The organism is Ruegeria sp. SATB045, from assembly GCF_059613525.1.
The window spans coordinates 204410-229192 of record NZ_JBXWSR010000019.1 but is presented as its reverse complement, the minus strand read 5'-3'; the positions used below and the strand labels follow the sequence as shown (position 1 = coordinate 229192).

The 24783-nt window shown below is 57.9% G+C and carries 24 protein-coding genes; 12 read left to right on the top strand and 12 right to left on the bottom strand.

What is annotated here, in order from left to right; genetic code table 11:
• The first annotated feature begins 6 nt into the window (after nucleotides 1-6).
• From AC2FNR_RS06560 to glmM, 6 genes are all read left to right on the top strand, one after another.
• Entirely contained in the window at nucleotides 7-2547 is a 2541-nt protein-coding gene (locus AC2FNR_RS06560; RefSeq protein WP_496848463.1) for a putative PEP-binding protein, read from the top strand.
• A gap of 188 nt (nucleotides 2548-2735) precedes the next feature.
• On the top strand, nucleotides 2736-3377 hold the full coding sequence (locus tag AC2FNR_RS06555; RefSeq protein WP_170352802.1) for a cell wall hydrolase: 642 nt from the start codon (nucleotides 2736-2738) through the stop codon (nucleotides 3375-3377).
• 73 nt (nucleotides 3378-3450) lie between these two features.
• The gene (locus tag AC2FNR_RS06550) at nucleotides 3451-4821 is read left to right on the top strand and encodes a multicopper oxidase family protein (RefSeq protein ID WP_496848462.1); all 1371 of its coding nucleotides are present in this window, start codon (nucleotides 3451-3453) and stop codon (nucleotides 4819-4821) included.
• Between the two features lie 101 nt (nucleotides 4822-4922).
• On the top strand, nucleotides 4923-5843 hold the full coding sequence (locus AC2FNR_RS06545; protein ID WP_170750649.1) for a dihydroneopterin aldolase: 921 nt from the start codon (nucleotides 4923-4925) through the stop codon (nucleotides 5841-5843).
• The gene (gene folP, locus AC2FNR_RS06540) at nucleotides 5840-6838 is read left to right on the top strand and encodes a dihydropteroate synthase (protein ID WP_496848461.1); all 999 of its coding nucleotides are present in this window, start codon (nucleotides 5840-5842) and stop codon (nucleotides 6836-6838) included. The genes AC2FNR_RS06545 and folP overlap by 4 nt, the downstream gene beginning before the upstream one ends.
• Nucleotides 6839-6873: 35 nt before the next feature.
• Complete coding sequence (gene glmM, locus AC2FNR_RS06535) at nucleotides 6874-8217, top strand: phosphoglucosamine mutase (protein WP_496848460.1); 1344 nt, start codon at nucleotides 6874-6876, stop codon at nucleotides 8215-8217.
• Here the strand turns inward: glmM and AC2FNR_RS06530 are convergent.
• Both AC2FNR_RS06530 and ilvC read right to left on the bottom strand, forming a co-directional pair.
• A complete protein-coding gene (locus AC2FNR_RS06530; RefSeq protein WP_496848459.1) occupies nucleotides 8214-9116 on the bottom strand; it encodes a DMT family transporter in 903 nt (300 codons plus the stop codon). The two genes, glmM and AC2FNR_RS06530, sit on opposite strands and share 4 nt — an antisense overlap.
• 66 nt (nucleotides 9117-9182) lie before the next feature.
• On the bottom strand, nucleotides 9183-10205 hold the full coding sequence (gene ilvC / locus AC2FNR_RS06525; protein ID WP_170352808.1) for a ketol-acid reductoisomerase: 1023 nt from the start codon (nucleotides 10203-10205) through the stop codon (nucleotides 9183-9185).
• Nucleotides 10206-10338: 133 nt separating this feature from the next.
• Between ilvC and AC2FNR_RS06520 the strand changes: the two genes are divergently transcribed.
• Both AC2FNR_RS06520 and AC2FNR_RS06515 read left to right on the top strand, forming a co-directional pair.
• Complete coding sequence (locus AC2FNR_RS06520; protein WP_496848458.1) at nucleotides 10339-10794, top strand: Lrp/AsnC family transcriptional regulator; 456 nt, start codon at nucleotides 10339-10341, stop codon at nucleotides 10792-10794.
• Entirely contained in the window at nucleotides 10791-11249 is a 459-nt protein-coding gene (locus tag AC2FNR_RS06515; protein ID WP_170352810.1) for an Lrp/AsnC family transcriptional regulator, read from the top strand. Before AC2FNR_RS06520 ends, AC2FNR_RS06515 begins: the two co-directional genes overlap by 4 nt.
• Here AC2FNR_RS06515 and hutC read toward each other — a convergent pair whose 3' ends face one another.
• Nucleotides 11250-11951 (bottom strand): histidine utilization transcriptional repressor HutC, encoded by a 702-nt coding sequence (gene hutC / locus AC2FNR_RS06510; RefSeq protein ID WP_170352811.1) that lies wholly within the window; start codon nucleotides 11949-11951, stop codon nucleotides 11250-11252. It abuts the gene before it with no gap.
• A gap of 230 nt (nucleotides 11952-12181) precedes the next feature.
• Between hutC and AC2FNR_RS06505 the strand changes: the two genes are divergently transcribed.
• On the top strand, nucleotides 12182-13309 hold the full coding sequence (locus AC2FNR_RS06505) for an aminotransferase class V-fold PLP-dependent enzyme (protein WP_496848457.1): 1128 nt from the start codon (nucleotides 12182-12184) through the stop codon (nucleotides 13307-13309).
• A 7-nt stretch (nucleotides 13310-13316) separates the two neighbouring features.
• On the opposite strand, the gene AC2FNR_RS06500 is transcribed toward AC2FNR_RS06505, so the two are convergent.
• The 3 genes from AC2FNR_RS06500 to AC2FNR_RS06490 all read right to left on the bottom strand — a co-directional run bounded on the left by AC2FNR_RS06500 (nucleotide 13317) and on the right by AC2FNR_RS06490 (nucleotide 15567).
• Nucleotides 13317-14513: a UbiH/UbiF family hydroxylase gene (locus AC2FNR_RS06500; RefSeq protein WP_496848456.1), complete on the bottom strand. Its 1197-nt coding sequence runs from the start codon at nucleotides 14511-14513 to the stop codon at nucleotides 13317-13319.
• 73 nt (nucleotides 14514-14586) lie between these two features.
• Nucleotides 14587-14835, bottom strand: a complete 249-nt coding sequence (locus AC2FNR_RS06495; protein WP_170352814.1) for a hypothetical protein — start codon at nucleotides 14833-14835, stop codon at nucleotides 14587-14589.
• An 87-nt stretch (nucleotides 14836-14922) separates the two neighbouring features.
• The gene (locus tag AC2FNR_RS06490; protein ID WP_496848566.1) at nucleotides 14923-15567 is read right to left on the bottom strand and encodes a pyrimidine 5'-nucleotidase; all 645 of its coding nucleotides are present in this window, start codon (nucleotides 15565-15567) and stop codon (nucleotides 14923-14925) included.
• A 101-nt stretch (nucleotides 15568-15668) separates the two neighbouring features.
• On the opposite strand from AC2FNR_RS06490, the gene AC2FNR_RS06485 reads away from it, so the two are divergent.
• Nucleotides 15669-16316 carry a GntR family transcriptional regulator gene (locus AC2FNR_RS06485; RefSeq protein WP_170352816.1) on the top strand — a complete coding sequence of 216 codons (648 nt, stop codon included), beginning with the start codon at nucleotides 15669-15671 and terminating at the stop codon, nucleotides 16314-16316.
• 3 nt (nucleotides 16317-16319) lie between these two features.
• Here AC2FNR_RS06485 and AC2FNR_RS06480 read toward each other — a convergent pair whose 3' ends face one another.
• Together AC2FNR_RS06480 and carA are read right to left on the bottom strand one after the other, a co-directional pair.
• Nucleotides 16320-18194: a glycosyltransferase gene (locus AC2FNR_RS06480; RefSeq protein WP_496848455.1), complete on the bottom strand. Its 1875-nt coding sequence runs from the start codon at nucleotides 18192-18194 to the stop codon at nucleotides 16320-16322.
• A gap of 80 nt (nucleotides 18195-18274) precedes the next feature.
• Complete coding sequence (gene carA / locus AC2FNR_RS06475) at nucleotides 18275-19441, bottom strand: glutamine-hydrolyzing carbamoyl-phosphate synthase small subunit (RefSeq protein ID WP_170352818.1); 1167 nt, start codon at nucleotides 19439-19441, stop codon at nucleotides 18275-18277.
• A gap of 183 nt (nucleotides 19442-19624) precedes the next feature.
• Here carA and AC2FNR_RS06470 point away from each other — a divergent pair, with 183 nt between their 5' ends.
• Nucleotides 19625-20110: a GatB/YqeY domain-containing protein gene (locus tag AC2FNR_RS06470; protein WP_170352819.1), complete on the top strand. Its 486-nt coding sequence runs from the start codon at nucleotides 19625-19627 to the stop codon at nucleotides 20108-20110.
• 24 nt (nucleotides 20111-20134) lie between these two features.
• On the opposite strand, the gene AC2FNR_RS06465 is transcribed toward AC2FNR_RS06470, so the two are convergent.
• From AC2FNR_RS06465 to ctaD, 3 genes are all read right to left on the bottom strand, one after another.
• Nucleotides 20135-20626: a DUF2244 domain-containing protein gene (locus tag AC2FNR_RS06465; RefSeq protein ID WP_170352820.1), complete on the bottom strand. Its 492-nt coding sequence runs from the start codon at nucleotides 20624-20626 to the stop codon at nucleotides 20135-20137.
• A gap of 44 nt (nucleotides 20627-20670) precedes the next feature.
• Nucleotides 20671-21270 carry a 2-hydroxychromene-2-carboxylate isomerase gene (locus AC2FNR_RS06460; protein WP_480867354.1) on the bottom strand — a complete coding sequence of 200 codons (600 nt, stop codon included), beginning with the start codon at nucleotides 21268-21270 and terminating at the stop codon, nucleotides 20671-20673.
• Nucleotides 21271-21411: 141 nt separating this feature from the next.
• Nucleotides 21412-23070, bottom strand: coding sequence for a cytochrome c oxidase subunit I (gene ctaD, locus AC2FNR_RS06455; protein WP_170352822.1), 1659 nt, complete (start codon nucleotides 23068-23070; stop codon nucleotides 21412-21414).
• 288 nt (nucleotides 23071-23358) lie between these two features.
• On the opposite strand from ctaD, the gene AC2FNR_RS06450 reads away from it, so the two are divergent.
• The gene (locus AC2FNR_RS06450; RefSeq protein WP_496848454.1) at nucleotides 23359-23781 is read left to right on the top strand and encodes an HIT family protein; all 423 of its coding nucleotides are present in this window, start codon (nucleotides 23359-23361) and stop codon (nucleotides 23779-23781) included.
• A gap of 338 nt (nucleotides 23782-24119) precedes the next feature.
• Here the strand turns inward: AC2FNR_RS06450 and lipB are convergent, their stop codons facing one another.
• A complete protein-coding gene (lipB, locus tag AC2FNR_RS06445) occupies nucleotides 24120-24782 on the bottom strand; it encodes a lipoyl(octanoyl) transferase LipB (RefSeq protein WP_496848453.1) in 663 nt (220 codons plus the stop codon).
• Nucleotide 24783: the final 1 nt, after the last annotated feature.

Below are 24783 nucleotides of genomic sequence, written 5' to 3'. Positions count from 1 at the left end.
GCCGCAGTGCAGAATAACCCGCATACCACGCTGATCACATCCACCGCGCCTGTCACCACGGCGTCGCATGGTGGCCGCGCGAAATGTCTACAACGGCTTGTCCGTCTGGAATTACCGGTGCCGCGCACAGTGGCGTTATCCTTTGATGCTGTTCAGGCAATCGCCAAGGGACAGGTCCCTGATATCGACGCTATTCTTGAGCAGTTCGACCAATCGACACTGTTGTGCGTGCGACCCAGCTCCGAGGACCCTGATTGGGGCGGTCCAGGTGCGATCCTGAATATCGGAATGAATGATGCGCGATATGTGGACCTGTCGGATTCGATGGGCGTCGAGGCTGCGGCCGCCCTGTATCTGCGTTTCGTGCAAAGCTACGCGGTTCACGTCGCGCGGTTGGATGCAGACGTGTTCGATGATATCGACGCCGATGGGCGCGAAGGTCTGCAACAATCGCTGCGTGCCTACGAAGATGAAACGGACGAAACCTTTCCGCAGGATCGCGGCGAGCAACTTGTCGCCGTTTTACGGTCGATGGCACGAGCATGGGATGGGACTTCGGCACGCCTTCTGCGACAGGCTAAAGGTGCGCCTGTGGATGCCGGATTGGGCCTCGTCATTCAGGAGATGATCCCGGGTGTCGGTCAGGGTGAGTGCGGCTCGGGTGTTTTGCAATTGGTGGAACCTACGACTGGGATGCCTCAGTTGACCGGGCGATACCTGAGCCAGAGCCAGGGCCGTGATGCGTTGGGCGAGGGTGTTGCTGCGCTCTATCTGGAAAAGGATCCGCGCGGTAAGTCGCTCGAAGAGGTGGCGCCCGAAGCCTTTGCGGAACTCAAGGCGCATGCCGCGCTGATGCGGATCAAGCTGCGCGAGGAAATGCAGGTCGAATTCGTGATCGAAAACGGCCATGTCCACATTTTGGACGGTGTTCGCGTGCAACGCAGCGCGCGGGCCGCGATGCGGATTGCAGTGCGACTGGCCGAAGACGGTATCATTCCACCGCAAGAGGCGGTGATGCGGGTTGATCCGCATTCGCTGAACGAATTACTGCACCGTCAGGTCCACCCCGAGGCGAAGCGAGATGTTCTGACGACCGGAATCGCCGCCAGCCCCGGTGCCGCGACTGGCAAAATGGTGTTTACCGCCGCCGAAGCGCAGGCCAGCGCTGCTCGTGGAGAGCCGTGTATCCTGGTGCGACGTGAAACCGCGCCCGAGGATGTGCGCGGGATGCACGCGGCCGTCGCGGTTCTGACTGAAAAAGGCGGGATGACCAGTCACGCGGCCGTTATTGGTCGGGGTCTCGGTCTGCCTTGTATTGTCGGTGCGTCCGAGATGCGTTTTCAAACCAAGAAACGGATGTTGACTGCACCTGACGGACGTGTGTTTAAAACCGGAGACACACTGACTATCGATGGCAGTTCAGGGCAAGTCCTTGCTGGGAAACCTGCGATGCTGGAAGCGGCGTTGGATGATTGTTTTCAGACACTTATGGCCTGGGCCGACGCTGAGCGCGACATTGCCATTCGCGCGAACGCCGATACGCCTGCCGACGCGCAGACGGCGCGGAACTTTTTGGCGCAGGGCATTGGGCTGTGCCGGACCGAGCATATGTTCTTTGATCCCGGCCGCCTGATTGTCATGCGCGAGATGATCTTTGCGCAAACCTCATCGGGTCGCGAGGCGGTTCTGGAACGTCTATTGCCGATGCAGCGCGAGGATTTTGTCGAACTGTTCCGGATTATGGAAGGGCAGCCCGTCTGTATCCGCCTGTTCGACCCGCCTTTGCATGAATTCCTGCCCACCACACGCGGCGGTCAACGCGAATTGGCCGAAGCGCTGGACCTCCCGGTCTCGGATGTTGAACGTCGCGTGGCGGCGATGACGGAATACAACCCCATGTTGGGGCTGCGCGGTGTCCGCTTGGGTGTCACTGTGCCCGAGATTTATGACATGCAGGCCCGCGCGATCTTTGAGGCGACGATCGAAGCCAGCAAAAATGGCGAACCTGTCGTGCCCGAGGTGATGATCCCGCTGGTTTCCGCGAAACGCGAAGTTGAGCTGGTCAAATCGCGGATCGACTCTGTTGCGGCTTCGGTTGCGGCCGAGCGCGGGCAGGAATTCGAATACAGGTTGGGTGTGATGGTCGAAACACCGCGCGCCTGCCTGCGCGCAGATGAGATCGCGCCACAGACCTCGTTTCTAAGTTTCGGAACCAACGATCTGACCCAGATGACCTACGGGCTGTCGCGGGATGACGCAGGGCGGTTTATGTCAGCCTATGTCCGGCAAGGTGTCTTTGCCGAAGATCCGTTCCATGTATTGGATGCGGACGGTGTTGGGGAACTGCTCAAGCTCGGGGCCGATAGGGGGCGGCAATCGCAACCTAACGTGACCTTGTCTGTGTGCGGTGAACACGGTGGAAACCCCGAATCAATCGCCGTTTGTCGAGATCTGGGATTCGACTATGTCTCATGTTCTCCCTTCAGGGTGCCTGTGGCTCGGCTGGCTGCCGCTCAACTGGCGATTTCGTCCAGACTTGGGGGTTGACAGCCTTCTGAAACCCTAAGAATAGTAGGAAACAACAAGCTTCGCCGTGGGTTATTTTTGACGTAACGGCGATTTTCCACTTGCTTTTTTCGACAAAACTGGACGTTTCCGATTCAATTCGGTATGAGCCTCGTCGCGCCCGCCGGGGGAGGGTTTGGCGCATCATGTGCCTATGCGAGGTTATCTGAATGCTACGTTACATAATGGCTGTTGCCACGATGGCAGCAACCGTGCTGCCAAGTGTTTCCGTCGCTGAGAGGGAAGCCACCGATACTGCAAAGCGTGAACTTGTGGCCCGGACTGAATTGCCCGGTCAAAACTTCCGCGAATACCTGAATTTGTTCAAGCCCCGAAAGGCGGCTGAACCACAAAAAATATCCTACTCAAAGAACTGGCTGGACCAACAGCCCAAGGCCACTGGGGACGAACACTTCAAGTGCCTGGCCGAAGCACTGTACTTCGAGGCGCGTGGCGAAAGTGTGCGCGGACAGTTTGCCGTGGCCGAGGTCATCCTGAACCGAGTCGACAGCGGACGTTTTCCCGATACGCTGTGCGGAGTGATCAAGCAGGGGACAGGTAAGAAATACCAGTGCCAGTTCACCTATACCTGTGATGGCCGCAAGGAAGTAATCCGCGAGAAAAGAGCCTATGAACGTGTTTCGAAAGTCGCACGTGCGGCCATCGACGGTGACGTGCCTGCGTTGACCGAAGGTGCCACTCACTACCACACAACAGCCGTTCGGCCCTCTTGGGCGCGTGTCTATACGGAAACCGCACGGATCGGCGTGCACATTTTCTACCGGCACAAACATCGCACGGCGAGTAACTAACTGACGCACCCGCGCTGGAAGCTGAATGGCGCGGGGCGTTTTTTGCTCTATGTTGCGCGCCAGGAGGCCCGCAATGCTGTTAAATCGTCGACAATTCCTGAGCGCGTCTGCCGCGCTATCTGTGTTTCCCAAAGTGGGTCTGGCCGCTTATCCCGAGCTGGTGGCGCGAGAGGTGGTGCAGCAGATCGCACCGGCTGAGTATCCTGAAACACCGGTTTGGAGCTTTGGCGGGACTGTACCGGGTACAGAAATCCGTGTGCCGCAGGGTGGGCGTGTGCAGCGCCAGCTTTCGAATGCTCTGCCTCAGGCCACGTCGGTACACTGGCACGGCATCCGGATTGAAAATTCGATGGATGGTGTGCCGGGCCTGACGCAGGACGTCATCGAGCCCGGATCCACGTTCGACTACGATTTCGCCGTGCCTGACGCCGGGACGTATTGGTATCATTCCCATAACCGCACAATCGAGCAGGTGGCGCGTGGACTTTATGGCCCGCTGATCATCGAGGAATCCGATAAACCCGACGTGGATCGTGATCTGACGCTGATGTTGGATGACTGGCGGCTGGACGCTGAAACAGCCCAGATCACCAATGATTTCGACAACGGGCATGATCTCAGCCATGCCGGACGATTGGGCAATATCGTTACGGTCAACGGTCAGTTCGACCCTTCGTATAAAGTCAGAGCTTCCGAGCGTCTGCGCCTGCGCCTGATCAATGCATCCAACGCCCGAATATTTAATCTGGGCATAGATGGGCTGACCGGTTGGATCGTGGCGCTAGACGGGATGCCGCTGGAAACTCCGCTGGAGATAACCGATCGTTTCCCACTGGGTCCGGCGCAACGGGCGGACATGATCGTGGACGTGCGTGCCTCCGCGTCCGAGACCGCCAGCCTTGTGAGTTTTGAGCGGGACGGGGGCTTTGGCCTTGTGCGTTTTGATGTATCTGGCCCAGGCCGGACGGTGCGAACCGGTATCGCGGCGCTACCACCCAATCCGCTGCCTGAAATCTCTGTCGAGGATACGCCTTTGCATAGGATGTCGATGCAAGGCGGCGCGATGCGTTGGTTAAGTTCAGCCAAACTGGGCGAGACCGAGTTGTCAGGGCAAGAACTGGCGCAGCTGGGTCGTTTCTGGGCACTGAACGGGTATGCCGAGCGCCCAAAGGATCCGTTTTTGGACGCGCGATTGGGCGAAACGCATCGGATTGAATTTGCCAACGAAACAGCCTTTCCTCATGCTATGCACATGCACGGTCATCACTTTCGCATCGTTCTGTCGGATGGCAGCCTAGGTCCGTGGCGCGATACGGTTCTTTTGGGGCGCGGGCAATCGCGCCAGGTTGTTCTGGTTGCAGACAATCCGGGCAGCTGGCTGTTGCATTGTCACATGCTGGGTCATGCCGCGTCGGGTATGATGAGTTGGTTCCGCGTGACCTGACGACGCATTCGATGGCTGGAAAGGCGTTTGTTGCGGTGCTATACGCGCCCGCAACGTCTAATTTGGGCAGATCAGTCCCAAAGCCCGAAAAGGTCCGACCTATGAGTTCTGAAATCCGCCTTGCCTTCGCGCATCCTTCGGAGCGTTCCGAGGCTACCGCGACCCGAGGTCCCTTGGATCGCATTTCGTTGCGGGATCATATTGTCGAGGTCGAGATCGGTGCCTTTCAGGCTGAACGCGGCACAACGCAGCGGGTTTGTTTTAACATTGTGGTTGAGGTGCGGCCACTGACAGACCCGATTGACGATGATGTTGACCGCATCTTGTCTTACGATCGTGTGACCGAGGCGATCGCCTTTGAACTGGCTGCTGAAAGGTTGAACCTTCTGGAAACACTGGCCGACCGGGTGGCAGAACGTATTTTGCTAGAGCCACAGGCTGTAAGGGCTTTTGTTCGCATCGAAAAACTGGATCGGGGTCCCGGTGCTTTGGGGGTCGAGATTGTGCGCGGCAAGGACGCAGTGCACCATGATGTGGTCGAAGAAGAACGCCCGCATCCCCGTCTGGTCTTTCTATCGAATGAGGCGATTGCGTCGGGCAACCTGACTGGATGGATCGATCAGTTGGAAAATCGTCAGCGCCCGCTGATCCTGTGTGTGGGTGCAGCTGACATGGCTGTTCCGCAAACGGGACATGCGATGACTCAACGCCGGATTGACTTGCTGGCGATCGAGCAAAACGCCTGGGTTCTGGCTGCACGGGATCACCGCTGCGTCGTCGTCTCGACGCGGACGGAATTGGATTGGGCAATGAAAAACGGGCAGATTTGCGTCTGGGCGCCGTCCAAGATTGTTCTGGATGCGGTTGACGGCCCTTCGGCTGCGCCATCGGACGCCGTGGCGCTGGCGGCTTGGTTTGCAGCGACGTTCGAAGCCAGTGAGATGTTGGTCATCGGTGGTGCGTTGCCGGGCGATCCTGAAACACCACTGCGAGCAATCTCTGTGGAGCAGGCGCAACTGTGACGACCTATTACCGTCCGCTGGTCCAGAACGGCGCGCGGCGTCCCGATGGCGCCGTGTCTTTGGCGGGGCAAGCGCTTTGGTTTACCCATGCGGAACGGCTGAGTCGCTCGGAATGCTCTTCCATTGTCGCGGCACAGGACATGCCCGACGATATCCTGGAACCTCTGTCCCATCCTCGCGCGCCGATAGCGGGGTTGGACATGAATCGGGCTCAGATCATGGGTATCCTCAATGCCACTCCGGACAGTTTCTCGGACGGTGGGATGCATAACTCAGTCCAGTCTGCACGCCGTGCGGCCGAACAGATGGTCGCGCAGGATGCGACGATCCTGGATATTGGTGGCGAATCTACCCGGCCCGGGGCTGCTTTCGTCCCGGAAGATGAAGAGATCGCCCGGACGGAGCCTCTGATCCAAGCGATCCGAGAACAAACGCAGGCACTGATCTCGATAGACACGCGCAAAGCGAGCGTTGCCAAAGCGGCGTGGCGGGCAGGCGCGGGGCTGATCAACGATGTCTCGGGCTTTACCTTCGATCCAGATCTGGCCCCGTTTTGTGCGCGGGTTGGCGCGCCGGTCTGTGTCATGCATATGCAGGGCGATCCCGCCACGATGCAGGATGAACCACGCTATGATGACGTGCTGCTGGACGTGTATGATTTTTTGGGCCAGCAGGTACAGAACCTCGAAGTCCTCGGGCTGCGTCGAGACCAAATCATCGTCGATCCCGGCATTGGTTTTGGTAAGACTGAGGCCCATAACCTGACGCTGCTGCGCAATCTCAGCCTGTTTCACGGGTTGGGCTGTCCGATACTACTGGGCGTATCGCGCAAGGGGTTCATCGGACAGATCGGCAAAGAGACGCGCAAGGACGCCCGTGCGCCGGGTTCGATTGCAGTCGGGTTGGCCGGTCTGGCACAAGGGGTGCAGATCCTGCGGGTTCACGACGTGGCTGAGACCGCTCAGGCCTTGCGTCTGTGGGCTGCCGTCCGGTAATCCGGTCGCAGGCAAGAAACGACGGAGACATATCAATGCGCAAGCTGTTCGGAACCGATGGGGTGCGGGGCACTGCCAATACTCATCCGATCACGGCCGAAATGGCCCTGCGCATTGGCGCAGCCGTAGGTCGGTATTTCCGTCGTGACCAGTCTGGCGCACATCGCGTCGTGATCGGCAAGGACACGCGTCTGTCAGGCTATATGCTGGAAAACGCGCTAACGGCGGGGCTGACTTCGACCGGTATGAACGTTTTGCTACTGGGGCCGGTTCCGACCCCTGCGGTCGGGTTGATGACCCGGTCGATGCGGGCGGATCTGGGCGTGATGATCTCGGCCAGCCACAACCCGGCCGAAGACAACGGGATCAAGTTTTTTGGCCCCGATGGGTTCAAGCTATCGGATCAGGCCGAGATTGAGATCGAGCGTCTGATTGAAGAAGGTGTCAAACCCGCTCAAGCCCAGAACATTGGCCGTGCGCGACGCGTTGATGATGCCCGCTTTCGATATGGCGAGCGAGTAAAGTCCTCTCTGTCCCGCGATCTGCGGCTGGACGGCCTCAAAGTGGTGGTCGATTGCGCCAATGGTGCGGCACACCGAACAGCCCCGGAAGTGTTGTGGGAATTGGGGGCGGACGTCATCCCTGTCGGGATTGCGCCAAACGGAAAGAACATCAACCTGAATTGCGGCTCGACCAAACCCCAGTTGGCGGCCGAGACTGTGGTGGCCCATGGCGCGGATGTTGGCATTTGTCTGGACGGCGATGCGGACCGTGTGGTGATGGTCGACGAACATGGCAAGGTGGCCGACGGCGACCAGTTGATGGCGCTGCTTGCTGGCAGTTGGTCAAAGGCGGGACGCTTGCAGGGCGGAGCGCTGGTTGCGACGGTTATGTCCAATCTGGGGCTGGAACGTCACTTGACCGCTTTGGGTCTGCGCCTTGAACGGACGGCGGTCGGCGACCGCTATGTTGTTGAGAGGATGCGTGAAGGCGGCTTCAACTTGGGCGGAGAACAATCGGGCCACATCGTCATGAGCGACTATGCCACCACGGGCGACGGGCTGATGGCCGGGCTGCATTTCCTGGCCGAGATGGTGCATTCCGGCCGTAAAGCTTCGGAATTGGCCGTACAGTTCGAATCGGTTCCGCAGCTGCTGAAGAATGTGCGCTATGGTGAAGGTCAAACTCCGCTGGAAGTAGCCAGCGTGCAGGCTGCCATTGCTGATGCCGAGGCGCGGCTCAACGGGCAGGGCCGTTTGCTGATCCGGAAATCGGGGACGGAACCCTTGATCCGTGTGATGGCCGAGTGCGAGGATGACGCGCTGCTGGCGCAGGTCGTCGACGTCATCGTGGCCGAGGTCGAGGCTGTGGCTGGTTAACGCCCGATCAGCATCCGGCGCAGGCTGAACCATTGGCTGATGGCCAACCCGGTGAGGATCATGGCCAGCGCTATGAAGAATCTCAGTGGCAACGCCTCGGACAGAATCCACGCACCAAAGACCATCGACCAAATGGGCACCTGATAGTTGACCAGCGTCAGGAACACTGACCCCGCGCTGCGGATGATGGACACGCGTAAAAGGGTGGCGAAGGCGGTGGGTAGCAGACCAAGCGCGATGATTGCCAGGCCAGGGCGCGTGCCCTGCCATTGCGGGACGCCCTCGGTCAGTAGCATGACGGGCAACAATAAAACCGCCCCGACCATCAGCGACAACGCCGCCAACGCGACCGGATCAATCGGTGGACAACGTCGGGTGAAGATCGACGCGCAGGAATAGCAGAGTGCTGCCCCGATACAGGCCAGTTGCGCCAGTGGTTCAGCCCCTTGTCCGATCTGCGCCAGACCTGGGCCGATCAGCACCAAAGCCCCGGAAAAACCCAGCGATACGCCCAGAAATCTGCGCAGATTTAACGGCTCGTCCGAGAAGAAATGCGCCAGTGGCAATACCATTAGCGGGATCGCTGCCATCGACAGCCCTGCAAAGGCCGAAGGTACATATTGCTGCCCCCAACTCAGCAGCAGAAAGGGCAACGCGGTCGATAACAGGCCGATGATCGCAATAAAGAACCACAGCTTGGCATCGCCCGCAGGCAGTTTTCGACCGGTCAAAGCCATCATTGCCAACAAAGTGACTGCCCCCAAAGTGGTTCGCGCGGTTGCAACCGTGACGGGGCCGTACCCTTCCAACGCCATAGACACGACCATGAAGGTGCCACCCCATATCAGGCCAAGTGCGATGACGCCGCTCCAGTCGCGGGATGTGGGTTGATCGACCATGCGCGGCCTCCGATTGGGACAAAAAAGGCGACCCGAAGGCCGCCCTTTCGCGTGATCCCGTGGGGATCAGTTCTTTTCTTTGTCGACCATTTTGCCGGCCGAGATCCAGGGCATCATAGCGCGCAGTTTGGCACCGGTTTCCTCGATCATGTGCTCGTCATTGGCGCGGCGCGACGCTTTGATGGTTGGCTGGCCAACTGCGTTTTCCAGCATGAAGTCGCGAACGAATTTACCCTGTTGGATGTCGTTCAGAACTTCTTTCATACGCGCTTTGGTCTCGTCGTATTTCAGGATGCGCGGGCCGGTGACGTACTGGCCGTACTCAGCCGTGTTCGAGATCGAGTAATCCATGTTCGCGATGCCGCCTTCATAGATCAGGTCCACGATCAACTTCACTTCGTGCAGACACTCGAAATAGGCCATCTCGGGCGCGTAACCGGCTTCGACCAGAGTTTCAAAGCCGCAGCGGATCAGTTCGACCAGACCACCGCACAGAACGGCCTGCTCACCGAACAGGTCGGTTTCGCATTCTTCGCGGAAGTTGGTCTCGATGATGCCCGAGCGACCGCCGCCGATGGCCGAGCAATAGGACAGACCGATTTCCAGGGCCTTGCCGGTTTCGTCTTTGTCGACGGCTACCAGACAGGGCACGCCGCCGCCTTTGACGTATTCGCCGCGCACGGTGTGGCCGGGCCCTTTGGGGGCCATCATAATGACGTCGACGCCTTCTTTCGGCTCAATCAGTCCAAAGTGGACGTTCAGGCCGTGGGCGAACGCGATGGCCGCGCCGGGCTTGATGTTGTCATGCACGTATTTCTTGTAGGTTTCGGCCTGCAGTTCATCAGGCATGGTGAACATGATCAGGTCACACCAGGCGGCGGCTTCGGCGATACCCATCACGGTAAGACCTTCGGCTTCGGCTTTCTTGGCCGAGGCCGAGCCTTCGCGCAGCGCCACAACAAGGTTCTTCGCACCCGAGTCGCGCAGGTTCAGCGCGTGGGCGTGGCCCTGCGAGCCATAGCCCAGGATTGCCACTTTCTTGTCTTTGATCAGGTTGATGTCGCAATCGCGATCGTAATAGACGCGCATGTCGCCGGTCCTTTCTGTTTTCGATTGCGGATGGTTCTACTGGCTTGCGATGGGGAATGCGATGGCATTTTTCTTGAAATTCGCACACTCAGATGAGAATTTATTCGTAATCAGTCAGATAATGGAAAAAATCATGCTCGACGATATTGACCGGCGTCTTCTGCGTCACTTGCAGGCGAACCCCAGTCTGGCGACTTCGGAATTGGCCGAGCGAAGCCGGATCAGCGCCAGCCTCTGCTGGCGACGTCTGGAAAAAATGCACGAGGCCGGGATAATTCAAGGGCAAGAGGCCGTGATCGACTGGGCCGCGCTTGGATATGCAGTTGAAGTGTCTTTGCGGGTTACTCTGGACAAGACGCAATCCCGCGCCTTTGATGAATTCACTGCGGCAGCTCGAGGTGTGGCAGAGGTCATCGAGATACAGACCTTTCTGGGGCGCGTTGATGTACGGCTCTCGGTTCTGGCGCGGGACATGTCGCATTACCAGCAGGTCTATCGGGAACAGATTCTGACGCTGCCGCATATCGCGGATATTGAAGCGCTGATGCATATAGCGCGCGTCAAAAGTGATCTGGTGTTGCCGGTATGATTGAACTGGACGAACTTGACCGCAAAATCCTGCGGGCACTGGTGCAGGATGCCGGTCAGAGCGCCGGAGCCCTGGGGCGAAAGCTGGGCCTGTCTCAGCCAGCGACGTGGCGCCGCATTAGACGACTGGAGCAGGCCGGTGTGATCAAGGGGCGTCGGCTACGCCTGAACGCCGAAGCCCTTGGGTTCGGGGTTACGGTTTTTCTTGGGGTAAAGCTGGCTCGGAAAGGGCAAATCAGCTTGGAAGACTTCGAACGTGCCGTCAGCGCCATCCCCGAAGTGCAAACGGTCGAGCATGTGCTGGGGCTTTACGACTATCGCCTTCGAGTTGTCGCGCGCGATCTTGCCGATTTCGAACGCGTGCTGCGTCGCCGTATTATGACTCTGCCGGGCGCCGGGGATGTCGAGGCCAACGTTCTGCTCAGCGAAGAAAGGTTGCCGGGTCCGATTGGCTGATCAGTATTTGGTACGGATGCAATAGCCGGGATGATGCGTCATGCGCGCAAAAGTCATCGGTTGACCATCTCGCCATGTCGTACGCTCAAGCTGTATCATTGACGCCCCGGTCGTGGTCCCCATGAATTCGGCAAGGCGACCATCCGCCGAGACGGCGCAAAAGGCGACCTCGGCCTCGGTAAACGGGGCGGCCTTCAACAGCCATTCATGCGGGCCATGCTCATTCAGGTCTGCAAACTCGACCTCTGGTACCGCGGCGATATTGATCCAGCGTTCCTCTAGCTGAAAGGGACGGTTGTCGGCGTAATGCATACAGATCACGTGCAGAACGCGTGCATCGTGAGCCACGCTCATTTGCGATGCCAGCCAACCCGGGCTATCGACCACGTTTCGTTCTACCAGCGAATACCTGTAAGTGGAGTTTTGTCTTTCGACCGTTTGGCGGGCCAGTGAAAACTCCAGTTTGGCATGTTTGCTGGGTTCTTTCTTAACCCGCGTTCCGCTTTTGCGCTTGCGCTCTACAAAGCCTTGATCGGCCAGTTCTCGCAACGCGCGGTTGACGGTCGCGCGCGCGCAGTTGAATTCCTCGGCAAGCTGCGTTTCGGTGGGCAGCAACGCTCCCTGCGGCCAGATGCGGGTTTCTATCCTCCGCTTCACCTCGTCCCGAACAACTTGAAAACTGATCCGCTTAGGCGCCGTCACGTTAGGAAATACCTTTCTTCCGTAAAGTGAATGTATCTGGTCAGAAACACGTATGAGTGTAAAGAGCTGGTGACACTAATTGGCGTCATTTATTGATCTATTGCCACCCAAAAAAGTAAATTTTTTGTTGAAGTTACTGGGTTCCCTTGGGTCAATTTTGAAGGTTACATTGCCGCTGATCCGAACTGGCCCAACTGGTTGGTCAGCTGGTTTATTTGAAAGGAACACTCATGGCAGCGCTTTTGGACACAGTTGACCCAGATGGGTTTGAAGAGTTTTCAGTGGTATTCACCGATCGTTCGCTGAACCATATGTCGGCTAAGTTTCAACGGGTCATGCTGGATATTTCTGACATGCTGAGGAACGTCTACAATGCAGATGGTGTGGCTGTCATACCCGGCGGCGGCACCTATGGGATGGAGGCTGTCGCACGGCAGTTTGCCCGCAACGCCGATGTGGTCGTCGTACGTAACGGCTGGTTCTCGTATCGCTGGAGCCAGATCATCGAGGCCGGAGGGTTGACGGCCTCGGCCACCGTGCTCAAGGCGCGGCAAACCGGGAATTCCAGCCCATCCCCTTTCGCACCTGCACCGATAGACGAGGTTGTGGCGACCATTCGTGATCAACGCCCGGATGTGGTTTTTGCCCCGCATGTGGAAACCTCGGCGGGGGTTATTCTGCCGGACGATTATGTGAAGGCCATGGCTGAGGCGGCGCATGAGGTCGGTGCTTTGATGGTGCTTGATTGCATCGCTTCTGGGTGTGCTTGGGTCGATATGAAAGCGACGGGCGTGGATGTATTGATCTCGGCTCCGCAAAAAGGATGGAGCGCGTCGCCCTGTGCGGGTCTGGTCATGCTGTCCGAGCGCGCCGAGGCGCGACTGGAGGAAACAAGTTCTGACAGTTTTGCCGTGGACCTCAAGAAATGGCGGCAGATCATGCAAGCGTACGAGGCGGGCGGGCACGCCTATCACGCCACCATGCCCACCGATGCGCTGAAGGAATTCCGCGACACGATGGTCGAGACCCGCGACTATGGGTTTGAAAAACTGCGCGAGGCTCAATGGGCACTAGGAAATGGTGTTCGGGCGATGCTGAAGGACAAGGGCATTGTCTCGGTCGCGGTTGATGGGTTCGGAGCGCCGGGCGTTGTTGTCAGCTACACTGACGATGCCGAAGTGCAGAACGGCAAGAAATTTGCGGCTTTGGGGATGCAGATTGCGGCGGGCGTGCCCCTGCAGTGTGATGAGCCCGAGGGGTTCAGTACTTTCCGTCTGGGCTTGTTCGGGCTGGACAAGCTCTATGATGTGGATGGCACGATCGCGCGTTTGAAGCGGGTGCTGGATCAGGTGATCTAGGTGCTGATCAGCGCACACCCAGGCCCATCTGCATAAGCGTCTTGCGCACCGGCGGCAGGGAATAAAGCGCATTCAACCCCATCGCCCGCGCATCACGCAGCGGTCGTGCCTCGATCATCGAGGCGCGGTTAAGTAGATCGATGCCTTTAACACGCATCTCTATCTCGGCGTGGCGGGACTTGTGATAGGCGTCCAGCATCTGCGCGTCGCCCAGCCCCTCGGGGCGGGCTGTCGCGAGATCCAACAGGCTGCGCAGATCACCCAGTGACATGTTCAATCCTTGCGCGCCGATGGGTGGCACCACATGGGCGGCCTCGGCCATCAGGGCGATGCGTTCGCCCGACAGACGCTCGGCCGATTGGCTGATGATCGGCCAGATCGTCCGGCGCGAAGCCAGTTTCAACTGCCCGAACAATCCGCACGAACGCTCGGTCATCAGCGCCTCGAACGCGTCGGGATCAGAGTTCAGTAATTCAACTGCGCGCGGCCCGCGCTCCATCCACACAATCGCTGACGAAGGCTGACCCTGCCAGTCGGGCAGGGGGACCAGCGTGAACGGCCCGCCCGAGCGGTGGATCTCGGTCGAGACATTTTCGTGCGGGACTGGATGCGTGACGGCAAAGGCCAGCGCCTTTTGGCCATAGCGGGTGGTGTGGACACCGATCCCCGCCGCCTCGCGCATGGGGGAGCTGCGCCCGTCTGCGGCGACCACCAGCTTGCATCGGATGCGGCTGCCGTCGCTCAGGCCCACGCGCGCCTCATTGGTGCGAGTGAACAGGCTGACCGTGCCAGTGCCGGGACGGAAATCCACGTTGGGTAGTTCGGCCAAACGCGCCACCATCTCGCGCCGCAGCAACCAGTTGGGCAGGTTCCACCCGAAGGGCTGGTCGGAGATATCGGCGGCGTTGAAATCACGCACGACGCGAGGTTCGGGCAAATCTCCGCCCGCGTCCACGATGCGCATGATCTGCAGCGGGGCTGCGTGCTCGTCCAGCCGCGCCCAAAGCCCGCATTGATCCAAAAGACCGTGCGCCGGTTGCAGAAAGGCCGTGGTCCGCATGTCGGAGCCATCCACATCGCGTTCCGTCACCGGAGTGGTGGGGTCGACGCAGATCACGTCGAACCCGGCTGTTCCGAATGCCGCCGCAGCGGTCAACCCGGCGATTCCGCCGCCGGAAATCAGGATGTCACAGCTATCTGTCATGGGCTTGGCCTCCGTTTGGGCAGAACCTAGTGCGGTTCCACGCGGCGTGCCAAGTGACATCCTGTCCCGTATGTCACCCGCGTGAAATCAGGATGAGGATCAGGAACATCACCGGCACCATCATCACGGCAGGGATGTAGAGACCCGGCAGGCCGAAAAGCAGGATGGAACACCCCCACATGCTGAAGATCGCCAGGGCTGTGTAACCCCAATCGTCGCCGTCGCTCTGGGCGACGTCCTTGGCCATCCAGCCAAACAGGGGAATTGCAAACAACAGGCGCTGCCAGATGGGCAGGCGCCGAGGGGCCTCGATCGCGCTCATGGGTTTCTCCGATTCTGTTCGTCGCTGAGGCGCATATAGGGGCGATGCTGCACCCGCGAAATACACAGATGGTCGCAGTGTGACAGCCTATCGCAGGCGGGCCAGAAATGACGTCAGGTCGTCGGTGTGGTGGTGGATGTGATCGGCCCTGTGCGGCTCGGGCGCGACGTGGACAGTGCGCATTCCCATCGCGTGCGGCGCGGCCAGATTGCGTGGGTCATCTTCGAACATGGCGGCTTGCTTGGCGTCGATTCCGTCTTGGGCAAAAATCGCCTCGAACGCGGCCTGTTCGGGTTTGGGGCGATAGCCCGCATGTTCTACCCCGTAGATCGCATCGAACAATCCGCTGAGGCCGCGCGCTGCCAAAACGCGCTCGGCATAAGGTGCGCTGCCGTTGGTATAGACGATCCGGCGGCCGGGCAGGGACCGAATGTGATCAGCCAGCTCGGCGTCGGGGTCCATATGGCTTAGGTCAACTTGATGAACCGCGTGCAGATAAGGGTCGGGGTCCAGATCATGCTCGGCCATCAACCCGGCCAGCGTGGTGCCGTATGCGCGCCAGTAGTGCGACCGCAGCCGATCCGCCTCAGCCCGGTCGACGCCGATGGCCTGCACCACGTAGTCGGTCATCAGCACCTCGATCTGATCGAACAGGCGCATGTGAGGCGGGTAAAGCGTATTGTCCAGATCGAACACCCATTGGGTGACGTGGGAAAAGGCGGGATTGACCATGGGGTTGGGTTTAGGGCGTGGCGAGTTGGTTTTCAATGCCGCACTTGATCCGAAGGGCCGGAGGCGGATAGACATGTTCGAACCAGGAGATGAACCACCCGATGCCACAATCCAGACAGCCGTCCAAAGACGCCTATAGCCTGATACTCGAAGCGATTGATGTGGGCGTTTACAAGCCTGGCGACCGGCTGGTGGAAAGCGAGCTTGCCGAACGGTTTGGCGTGTCGCGCACCCCCATCCGTGAGGCATTGCAGCGGCTAGAGACGCAATCGCTATTGGAACGGGACGGGCGTTCACTGATCGTAGCTTCGCTGGACCATAACCAGATGGCTGAACTTTATGTGGTGCGACGCGAGTTGGAAGGGCTGGCCGCAAGCCTGGCCGCCAAGCATGCGACCGAAGAGGAAATCCGGGTACTACAGGATATGGTCGCCGCCGATGATGCGCTGGTCGATGATCCCACCGCACTGTCGCGCGCCAACCGTCGGTTTCATGAGCAGATCCATTTGGCCTCGCATAACCGCTATCTGGTGCAGCAGTTGGACCTGGTGCATCGCACTATGGCGTTGATGGCAACGACCTCGCTGGCTGTTCGCGGGCGCGGAGAGATTGCCCAAAGTGAACACAAGGCAATCGTCGAGGCTATCGCTGCACGCGACGAAGAGGCTGCCGCACGCGCGTTGAAAGAACATATCTCGGTCGCCTTCATGACTCGTCTGAAACAGGATGCCGTTCGGCGCGAAGCCTAAGCGTCAGGGCAGTTTCACGTCTTCTCCTGCCTGTCCGTGCTGTGTTTTGTCCCAGAAGAAAGGATTGTTGACCAACTCCCACAAGGCTTTGTAGGCCGCCAGAACGCCCAGCGGAAAATACAAGGGCATGGTGGGAACCCAGGGCAGCAGAAAACGTCTTTCCTTGGCTGCTACAGCCAGAATTCCGACGACCAGATTGGTGATCTCGGCGGCGACGAAAAGACAAATAAGACCGAAAATGACATTGTTTGACAGGATCTGATCCAGCGGGCCGGGCTGACCCAGGGTTGTCAGCCAGAACAACCACAGGACCGGGGCCAGTAGAAACTGTCCGACTGTACCCAGAAAGAACGCCTGCACGCCCAGAAACCGTTTTAAACCCAGATCTTTGAGCAGGCGCAACGGCGCGCGCATGTGCACAAGATAAGTGACCATGAACCCCTTGAGCCAACGCGACCTTTGCTTGACCCAGGGCCAGGCGCGGAAATTCGCTTCTTCAAACGTGGTGGTGTCGACCATCTCGGTCCGGTATCCAGCGCGGCTGAGCCTTACTCCAAGGTCGGCATCCTCGGTGACGTTGTGTGCGTCCCACCCACCCAGTTCGACCAGCTTGTCGCGTCGAAAGAAAAAGGTTGTGCCCCCCAACGGAACGACCAGACCCATACGGGCAATCCCTGGCAATATAACGCGGAACCAACTGCTGTATTCGATCGTAAAACAGCGCGAGCGCCAGTTTGTTCTGGGATTATAATAATCCAGTACGCCCTGAAGGCAGACTACGTCCTCGTCCATGCGCGCGAATGTGGAAACGACGCGTTCAAGTTGATCGGGCTGCGGTGCATCTTCGGCGTCCCAAACCCCTAGGATTTCACCTCTGCAAAAATCCAGCGCGTAGTTCATGGCGCGAGGCTTTGTCGTCAGCCCGTTCAACGCGGGGACTTCAACTATCCGGATCCAACTGGGCAGGTCGACACTGGAAAGCGCAGTACGCGTGACCTCGTCGGATTCCTCTAGCACAAGAATGACGTCCAGCAGCGCTTTGGGATAGGTCAGGCGATGCAACCGTTTGATCAGAGCGTTAGCGATTTCGCGCTCCTTGTACAGAGGGACTAGGATCGAGACGCACGGCCGTTTGCCAACTGACGTATGTTTGTCGTCAATGTCGTGGTCGTTTTGAGGTTTCGTTAGAAAGGCTATCAATCCCGCGACGCGAAGCACCATGAACAAGATTAGCGAGAGCGTCGCTAAGGTGACTAGAAGTGCTAATCCACTAGCGGGGAAGACTGTGAACAGGAACGCAATGGTGATCACGCCGACAACAGGCCTCATCCGCGCGTTTAGCGTCCATGAACGGCAGCTTTGTTCAGCGGGGACACGAACCTCTGCGGCTTGTGCAAGGTGGCTTGAATGTACACGAGCGATTTCCCGGTCAATGTGTTCGGCCGGCGCTAGGACAGGTATTACGGTGTAATCTGTGTTTTTGAATGCAGCGCGTACCGTATCAAAATGGTCGGGCCGAGATGTCGCTATCAAAAGGATCGGACCAACGTGTTTCCATGGGACGACATTGTTCTGTAGCCAGAAATCCACGGGTTTCAGGCGGCACGCGTCACTTTCCGCGGGAAAAAGATCCAAATCCGCGATTTGCAGCCCGGACTGTTCCGCCAGTGCATGTAGGACATCTTGCCTGTCCACCCAACCTTCGCCAACCAGTATTTCGCCCAGTGGAGCGTTCTGCCGGGTCTGAAGGTGCAACGCTTTTTCCAACTGATTGTGGGTAATCAACCCACGATCCAACAGGCAGGCGCCCAAGGGTTTCCTGACCTTTGGCGGTATCGGTCTTGCCCGCGCAAAATGCTGCCGGTTCAGTACGACCATGAAAAAACCCTGACACGTTTGACCGTTGTCAGGGTTCATCTATTAAGGTTAACAACCGGTTAACCTTGTTCAATGCAGGCTTATGCCTGCGCTTTTTTGTCCGCCATTGCCGTGGCGAAGCGCTCGAACAGGTAAAAGCTGTCCTGCGGCCCAGGCGAGGCTTCGGGGTGGTATTGCACCGAATAGACAGGCCGGTTGGTCATGCGGATACCACAGTTGGAGCCGTCGAACAGCGAGCGATGCGTTTCAACCACGCCCTCTGGCAGTGTCTGCGCGTCAACAGCAAAGCCGTGGTTCATCGAGGTAATCTCGACCTTGCCGGTTTCCAAATCCTTGACCGGGTGGTTTGCGCCGTGGTGGCCGTGGTTCATTTTGACCGTTTCACCGCCCAGTGCGAGGGCCAGCATCTGGTGACCCAGGCATATGCCGAAAACTGGTAGATCTGTGGTGTCCAGAACCTCTTTGATCATTGGTACAGCATATTCGCCCGTCGCTGCCGGGTCGCCTGGGCCGTTGGACAGGAACACACCGTCAGGATTGTGGGCCAGTACTTCGGCAGCAGTGGCTGTAGCGGGCAAAACAGTCACGTCACAACCGGCCGAGGCCAGACACCGCAGGATGTTGCGCTTGGCACCAAAATCCAGCGCCACGACCTTATGGGCAGGCGCTTCTTGCCGTGTGTAGCCATCGGGCCAAGCCCAACGCATTTCGTCCCAACGATAGCTTTGGGCGCAGGTGACATCTTTGGCCAGGTCCATTCCTTCCAGCCCGGCAAAGCCACGGGCAGCAGAGACTAGTGCTTCAATATCGAAATTGCCGTCGGGATCATGCGCCAACGCAACATGAGGGGCGCCTTGCTGCCGGATTGCGCGGGTCAGGCGGCGGGTATCTACGCCACCGATTGCGATGCGTCCACGGCGCGCCAACCATGTCTTCAACTCTTCCGCCGAACGCCAGTTCGATGGTTCGGTCGGATCCCACTTTACCACCATGCCAGCGGCGACAGGATCGCCGGTTTCGTCATCCTCGGGGTTCACGCCGACATTGCCGATATGCGGGAAGGTGAAGGTAACGACCTGACCTGCGTAAGATGGGTCGGTCATAATCTCCTGATACCCGGTCATGGCGGTGTTAAAGCACAGCTCAGCCACGGTTTGACCTGTGGCACCGAAACCCATCCCGTAGAACAGTGTTCCGTCGGCCAAAGCCAGACATGCGGTGGGCTTGGACGGGGCGTTCTGGGCCATGGCGCGACTCTCCTGCAAGGTAAACCGGCGCATACCTAAGAGGGTTAAGCGCTTGGGTCAAGCCTGTTCAAATTTTGGGCTATATATAAAAATCAATAACTTAGCGATATTCACCTCCTGTTGTATCACGCTTTTTGTTTCGATATGGTCGGGGTTCCTTTTCCATGGGGATGGACAGATCATATGGATATGCGATCACGGGTGAACTCTGCCCTGAAGCAAGCAATGAAAGACAAGGAGGCCGAGCGTCTGTCGACGCTGCGGCTGATCAATGCTGCAATCAAGGACCGCGATATCGCATCGCGCGCCTCGGACAACGAAGAGGTCAAGGGCTGCGGTGATGCCGAGGTTCTTGAAATCCTTGGAAAAATGACCAAGCAGCGCAAGGAAAGCGCCCGTGCCTATGAAGAGGGTGGGCGGCTAGACCTGGCTGAACGTGAACTGCGTGAGGTTGAAGTCATCGAAGAATTCCTACCCAAGCAGTTGGATGATGATGAGGTCTCTCAGGCGATTCAGACGGCCATTACGACCACAGGTGCTGGCTCGATCCGGGACATGGGTAAGGTGATGGGCGAGCTCAAGACGCGTTACACCGGCCAGATGGATTTCGGAAAGGTCGGACCGATGGTCAAAGACCATCTTTGTGCGGCATCAAGCAACGGCTGCTGATCTTTTTCTGGCAAAGAGCAACAATTACTGCGCGACAGGTTCGCGCAGTTTTTGCGTCAGATCACCGTACAACGCTATGCGCTCTTCTTCTGAGAGAAACGCGCCGATTTCCACTTCTCTACCGTCGCCTGTCAGGGTTACGTAGTTCGGAACCGGGCCGCCGTGTTTGTGCATCTCTGGCCGGGCCCAATACCGGTTGCAAACCCATTCCTGCTGGCCGGTGCGGGGGTTGTGGTGCACAAGACGCGCCTGAGTTCCCGTCAGAGTGAATACTTCGAACACACTGCGAGATCTGTAGTTCGCCTGAATAGCCAGCCAAAGCCCCAAAACCGTCACCAATAGGAACGGCAACAAGCCCCACAGCACCGCTGAACCAAGCACAGCCATCAGCGGAAGCAGTCCGAATATAAAAAGCGAAAACACAACTCGGATCGCCCAGCGAGGCGGCAAAGAGTTATGCGGCCAAAGTCGCAGCTCTTGTTCGGTATTTGAGGTTTGATTCCACTGGTAAGGCATAGATCGAAAATAGCGCGGCAGCTTTTGGTGTCGACGGAAAATGCTCAGGTCACGTGCCCGACGCGGGCCCATGACAAAGCGTCGTCCAGGCGATCATCACCCCAGAAAACCTCACCGCGGACGACGAGGCTTGGGGCACCGAAAATGCCGAGCCGAAGGGCCTGATCCGTTTCAACTTCTAGCGCGGACACGATGTCCGGACTGCGCGCACGGGCCAGAACGATGCGAGGATCCTGCTGGCATCTGTGCAGGGCTTCGGTCATTGCGGCTTCGCTGCCAGCTTCGATTCCGTCCTCGAACCAGATACGGTAGATGTTCTGTGCAAAGGACTTACCCCAACCATCACGCATTCCCAGCAACGCAACCTGATTGGCCAGCGCCAGATCGGACACGGGATAGGGCGCGGGCAGGTTGGCATGCAAACGGTACTTGGCTGCACGACGCTCGATATCGCGCCACATATAGGCGGATTTTGCAGGTTTCCCGGCGAACGGGATGTTCTTCTGTTCGGACATAATGGCGCGTACATTGAATGGACGCCAATTGACTGTTGTGTTGTTTTCAACGCACCAGTCATCCATCCGCATGATGGTTAGAAAGCTATATGTACTGCCAATCGAAAACCAGAAATCAATCTTGGACATTGGATTCCTCCGGACCTGTTGGATAAGGAGTTGCCCCTAGAATAGCCTGTCCTGCAGGTTCTGGCGAATATTCTGAAAACAAGGGAATGCAAAATGAAAAGCCCCGCCAATTTGGCGGGGCTTTCTTTAGATCTTATGGGATCAGTGGGCGTGGCCCTTGTCCCAGTCTTCCTGCTTCGGCAGCTGTTCGAACGTGTGTTCGGGCGGAGGGGTGGGCAGGGTCCATTCCAGCGTATCCGCATATTCGTTCCACGGGTTGTTCCGCGTTTCCTTAGCGCCACGGAACAGGGCGTAGAACACGATGCCGAAGAACAGCAGGAACGAGGCGAACGAGATGAACGCACCAATCGACGATACAAAGTTCCACTGGGCGAATGCCTCGGGATAGTCGATATAGCGACGCGGCATGCCCTGACGACCCAGGAAGTGCTGCGGGAAGAACGTCAGGTTAGCGCCGATGAAGAACATCCAGAAGTGGATCTTGCCCCAAAACTCGGAATACTGACGACCGGTCATCTTGCTGAAGTAGAAGTACACGCCTGCAAAGATCGCGAACACGGCCCCCAGCGACATCACGTAGTGGAAGTGAGCAACCACGTAGTAGGTGTCGTGATAGGCGCGGTCGATACCGGCCTGCGACAGAACCACACCGGTCACACCGCCGACGGTGAACAGGAACAGGAAGCCAAACGCGAACAGCATCGGTGTCTTGAACTCGATGGAACCGCCCCACATGGTCGCAATCCACGAGAAGACCTTAACGCCTGTCGGAACCGCGATGACCATCGTGGCCAGCATGAAGTAGGCCTGCTGACGCAGCGACATGCCGACGGTGTACATGTGGTGCGCCCACACGACAAAGCCCAGAACACCGATCGCGATAATCGCCCAGACCATCGGCAGATAGCCGAAGATCGGTTTGCGTGCGAAGGTCGCAATCACGTGGCTGATGATGCCGAAACCGGGCAGGATCACGATATACACTTCCGGGTGGCCGAAGAACCACAGAATGTGTTGATACAGGATCGGATCGCCGCCACCGGCCGGATCAAAGAAGGTGAAGCCAAAGTTGCGGTCCATCAGCAGCATGGTGATCGCGCCTGCCAGAACCGGCAGGGACAACAGAATCAGCCACGAGGTGACGAAGATCGACCAGCTGAACAGCGGCACCTTGAACAGTGTCATGCCCGGGGCACGCATGTTCAGGAAGGTGGTGATCATGTTGATCGCGCCGAGGATCGAGGAGGCGCCCGATACGTGTACGGCAAAGATCGCAAGGTCCATGGACATGCCGCCCTCGGTCGTGGACAGCGGCGGGTAGAGAACCCAGCCAACACCCGAACCGAGCTGATCGTTGCCACCTGGGCTGAGCAGCGAAGCCACACCCAGCGACGTACCAGCGACGTACAGCCAGAAGGACAGGTTGTTCATCCGCGGGAACGCCATATCAGGCGCGCCGATCTGCAACGGCATGAAATAGTTGCCAAATCCGCCGAACAGGGCCGGGATGACTACGAAGAACATCATCAGAACACCATGGTAGGTGATCATCACGTTCCACAGGTGACCATTCGGGGTACACGGATCAGCCATGAACCCTTCGAGGCACATATACTGCACACCGGGGTGCATCAGCTCGAGCCGCATATAGACAGTCATCAAAACCGAAATCAAACCGGCCAAAGCCGAGAAGATCAGGTAAAGAATCCCGATATCCTTGTGGTTGGTCGACATGAACCAGCGCTGGAAAAAGCTGCGCTCGTCTTCATGATCATGACCATGAATGGCTGCGTCTGCCATTAGGTGCCTCCTGTTACAATTCTACCGCGCAGCCGAAAGTCTCCGACGCGCGGGATTCCTGCTGGTTTTAGATTGCGAATGGGGCGCCTTCAATGGTCGAGTTTGATCTGGATCAAGAATAATTGTCGCGGGTCGCGGGGCCACTCGCTTATTTTCGACCAAAATCAGCTGTTAGCTGGGTATCACGTCAGGATTTTCAAGGGCTCGGCCTTGGGTTTCAATTCGTCGCTTGACCCGCGCTGGGGCGCACAGCAGAACTGGTGTCGATATCGCGCTTGGAGAACAAACATGACCGCTTACGATACCGACAACATCTTCGCCATGATCTTGCGTGGGGAAATCCCTTCGACACGTGTGTACGAGGATGACGAGAGTTTGGCGTTCATGGATATCATGCCTCGGTCTGACGGGCATTTGCTGGTGATACCGAAAACTCCGTGCCGCAATCTTCTTGACGCGACGCCTCAGCAACTGGCGGCAGTCATCGCAACAGTTCAAAAGCTATCAAAAGCTGTGGTGAACGCATTTGAGGCTGATGGCGTCACCGTACAGCAATTCAACGAAGCCGCCGGAGGGCAGGAAGTCTTTCACCTGCATTTCCACGTTCTGCCACGTCACGAAGCCGTGCCGTTGCGTGCACCGGGAAAAATGGGGGATTTTGATCTGATCGCCCAGCATGCCGAAAAGATCAAAGCCGCATTGGGTCAATAAATCGACCGAGCAACTGCAAGTGTCTGACCGTAGAACAAAACCGTCTCTGGAATAGAATTGCCGTTCCGATTTGGGGTCGGAACGGCAGACTCGTTACCAAAAACTTTTCCGATGCACTGGGGGCTTCCGGTGCTGACCGGTTAACACACCACTCACTCTAGAACGGTGAATACATCTTACTCTTGAAACGGTCTGTTGTATTCATTTGAGTGGTTTTTGGGTAAATTTTAGCTTTTGCACCGGGCTACGCCCTAAAGATCAAACCCCTTTTGGAAACAGTGACTCTGTCACGAAGCGAATTGTTCGTGATTTTCCCGAGTGTTGCGCGATTCGGGTCTCTATGGGATTGGCGCGATCGGCTCGAACACGCGAGAAAAGGTTTTTTGCAGCGCAATGTCCACGTCAGCTGTTGTAACGGGCAGCCCTAGATCGACCAGCGAGGTGACGCCGTGTTCACTGATGCCGCAGGGAACGATGCCTGAGAAGTGTTCGAGGTCGGGTTCGACGTTAATCGAAATACCGTGAAAGCTAACCCATTTGCGCAGGCGCAACCCAATGGCGGCAACCTTATCTTCGGCAGGTTGACCAGTCGGGGTCAGCGGTTTGTCATCCCGACGCACCCAGACACCAACACGCCCGTCGCGGATTTCCCCGGTGACATTAAACTCGGCCAAGGACGCGATAACCCATTCCTCAAGCTGCTTTACAAAGCGCCGCACGTCCTTGCCGCGCTTGTTCAGGTCAAGCATCACATAAGCAACCCGTTGGCCAGGGCCATGATAGGTATATTCGCCGCCCCGCTTTGCCTCGTAGACAGGGAACCGGTCGGGATCGGTCAGATCACTTGCTTTGGCCGAGGTGCCAGCCGTGTAAAGCGGCGGGTGTTCCAGAAGCCAGATACACTCATCCGCGTCGCCGGCTGCGATAGCCGCAACGCGCTTTTCCATAAAGGACAAAGCCTCGTCATAGTCGGTCAAACCGTCTGTGATCTTCCATTCCATG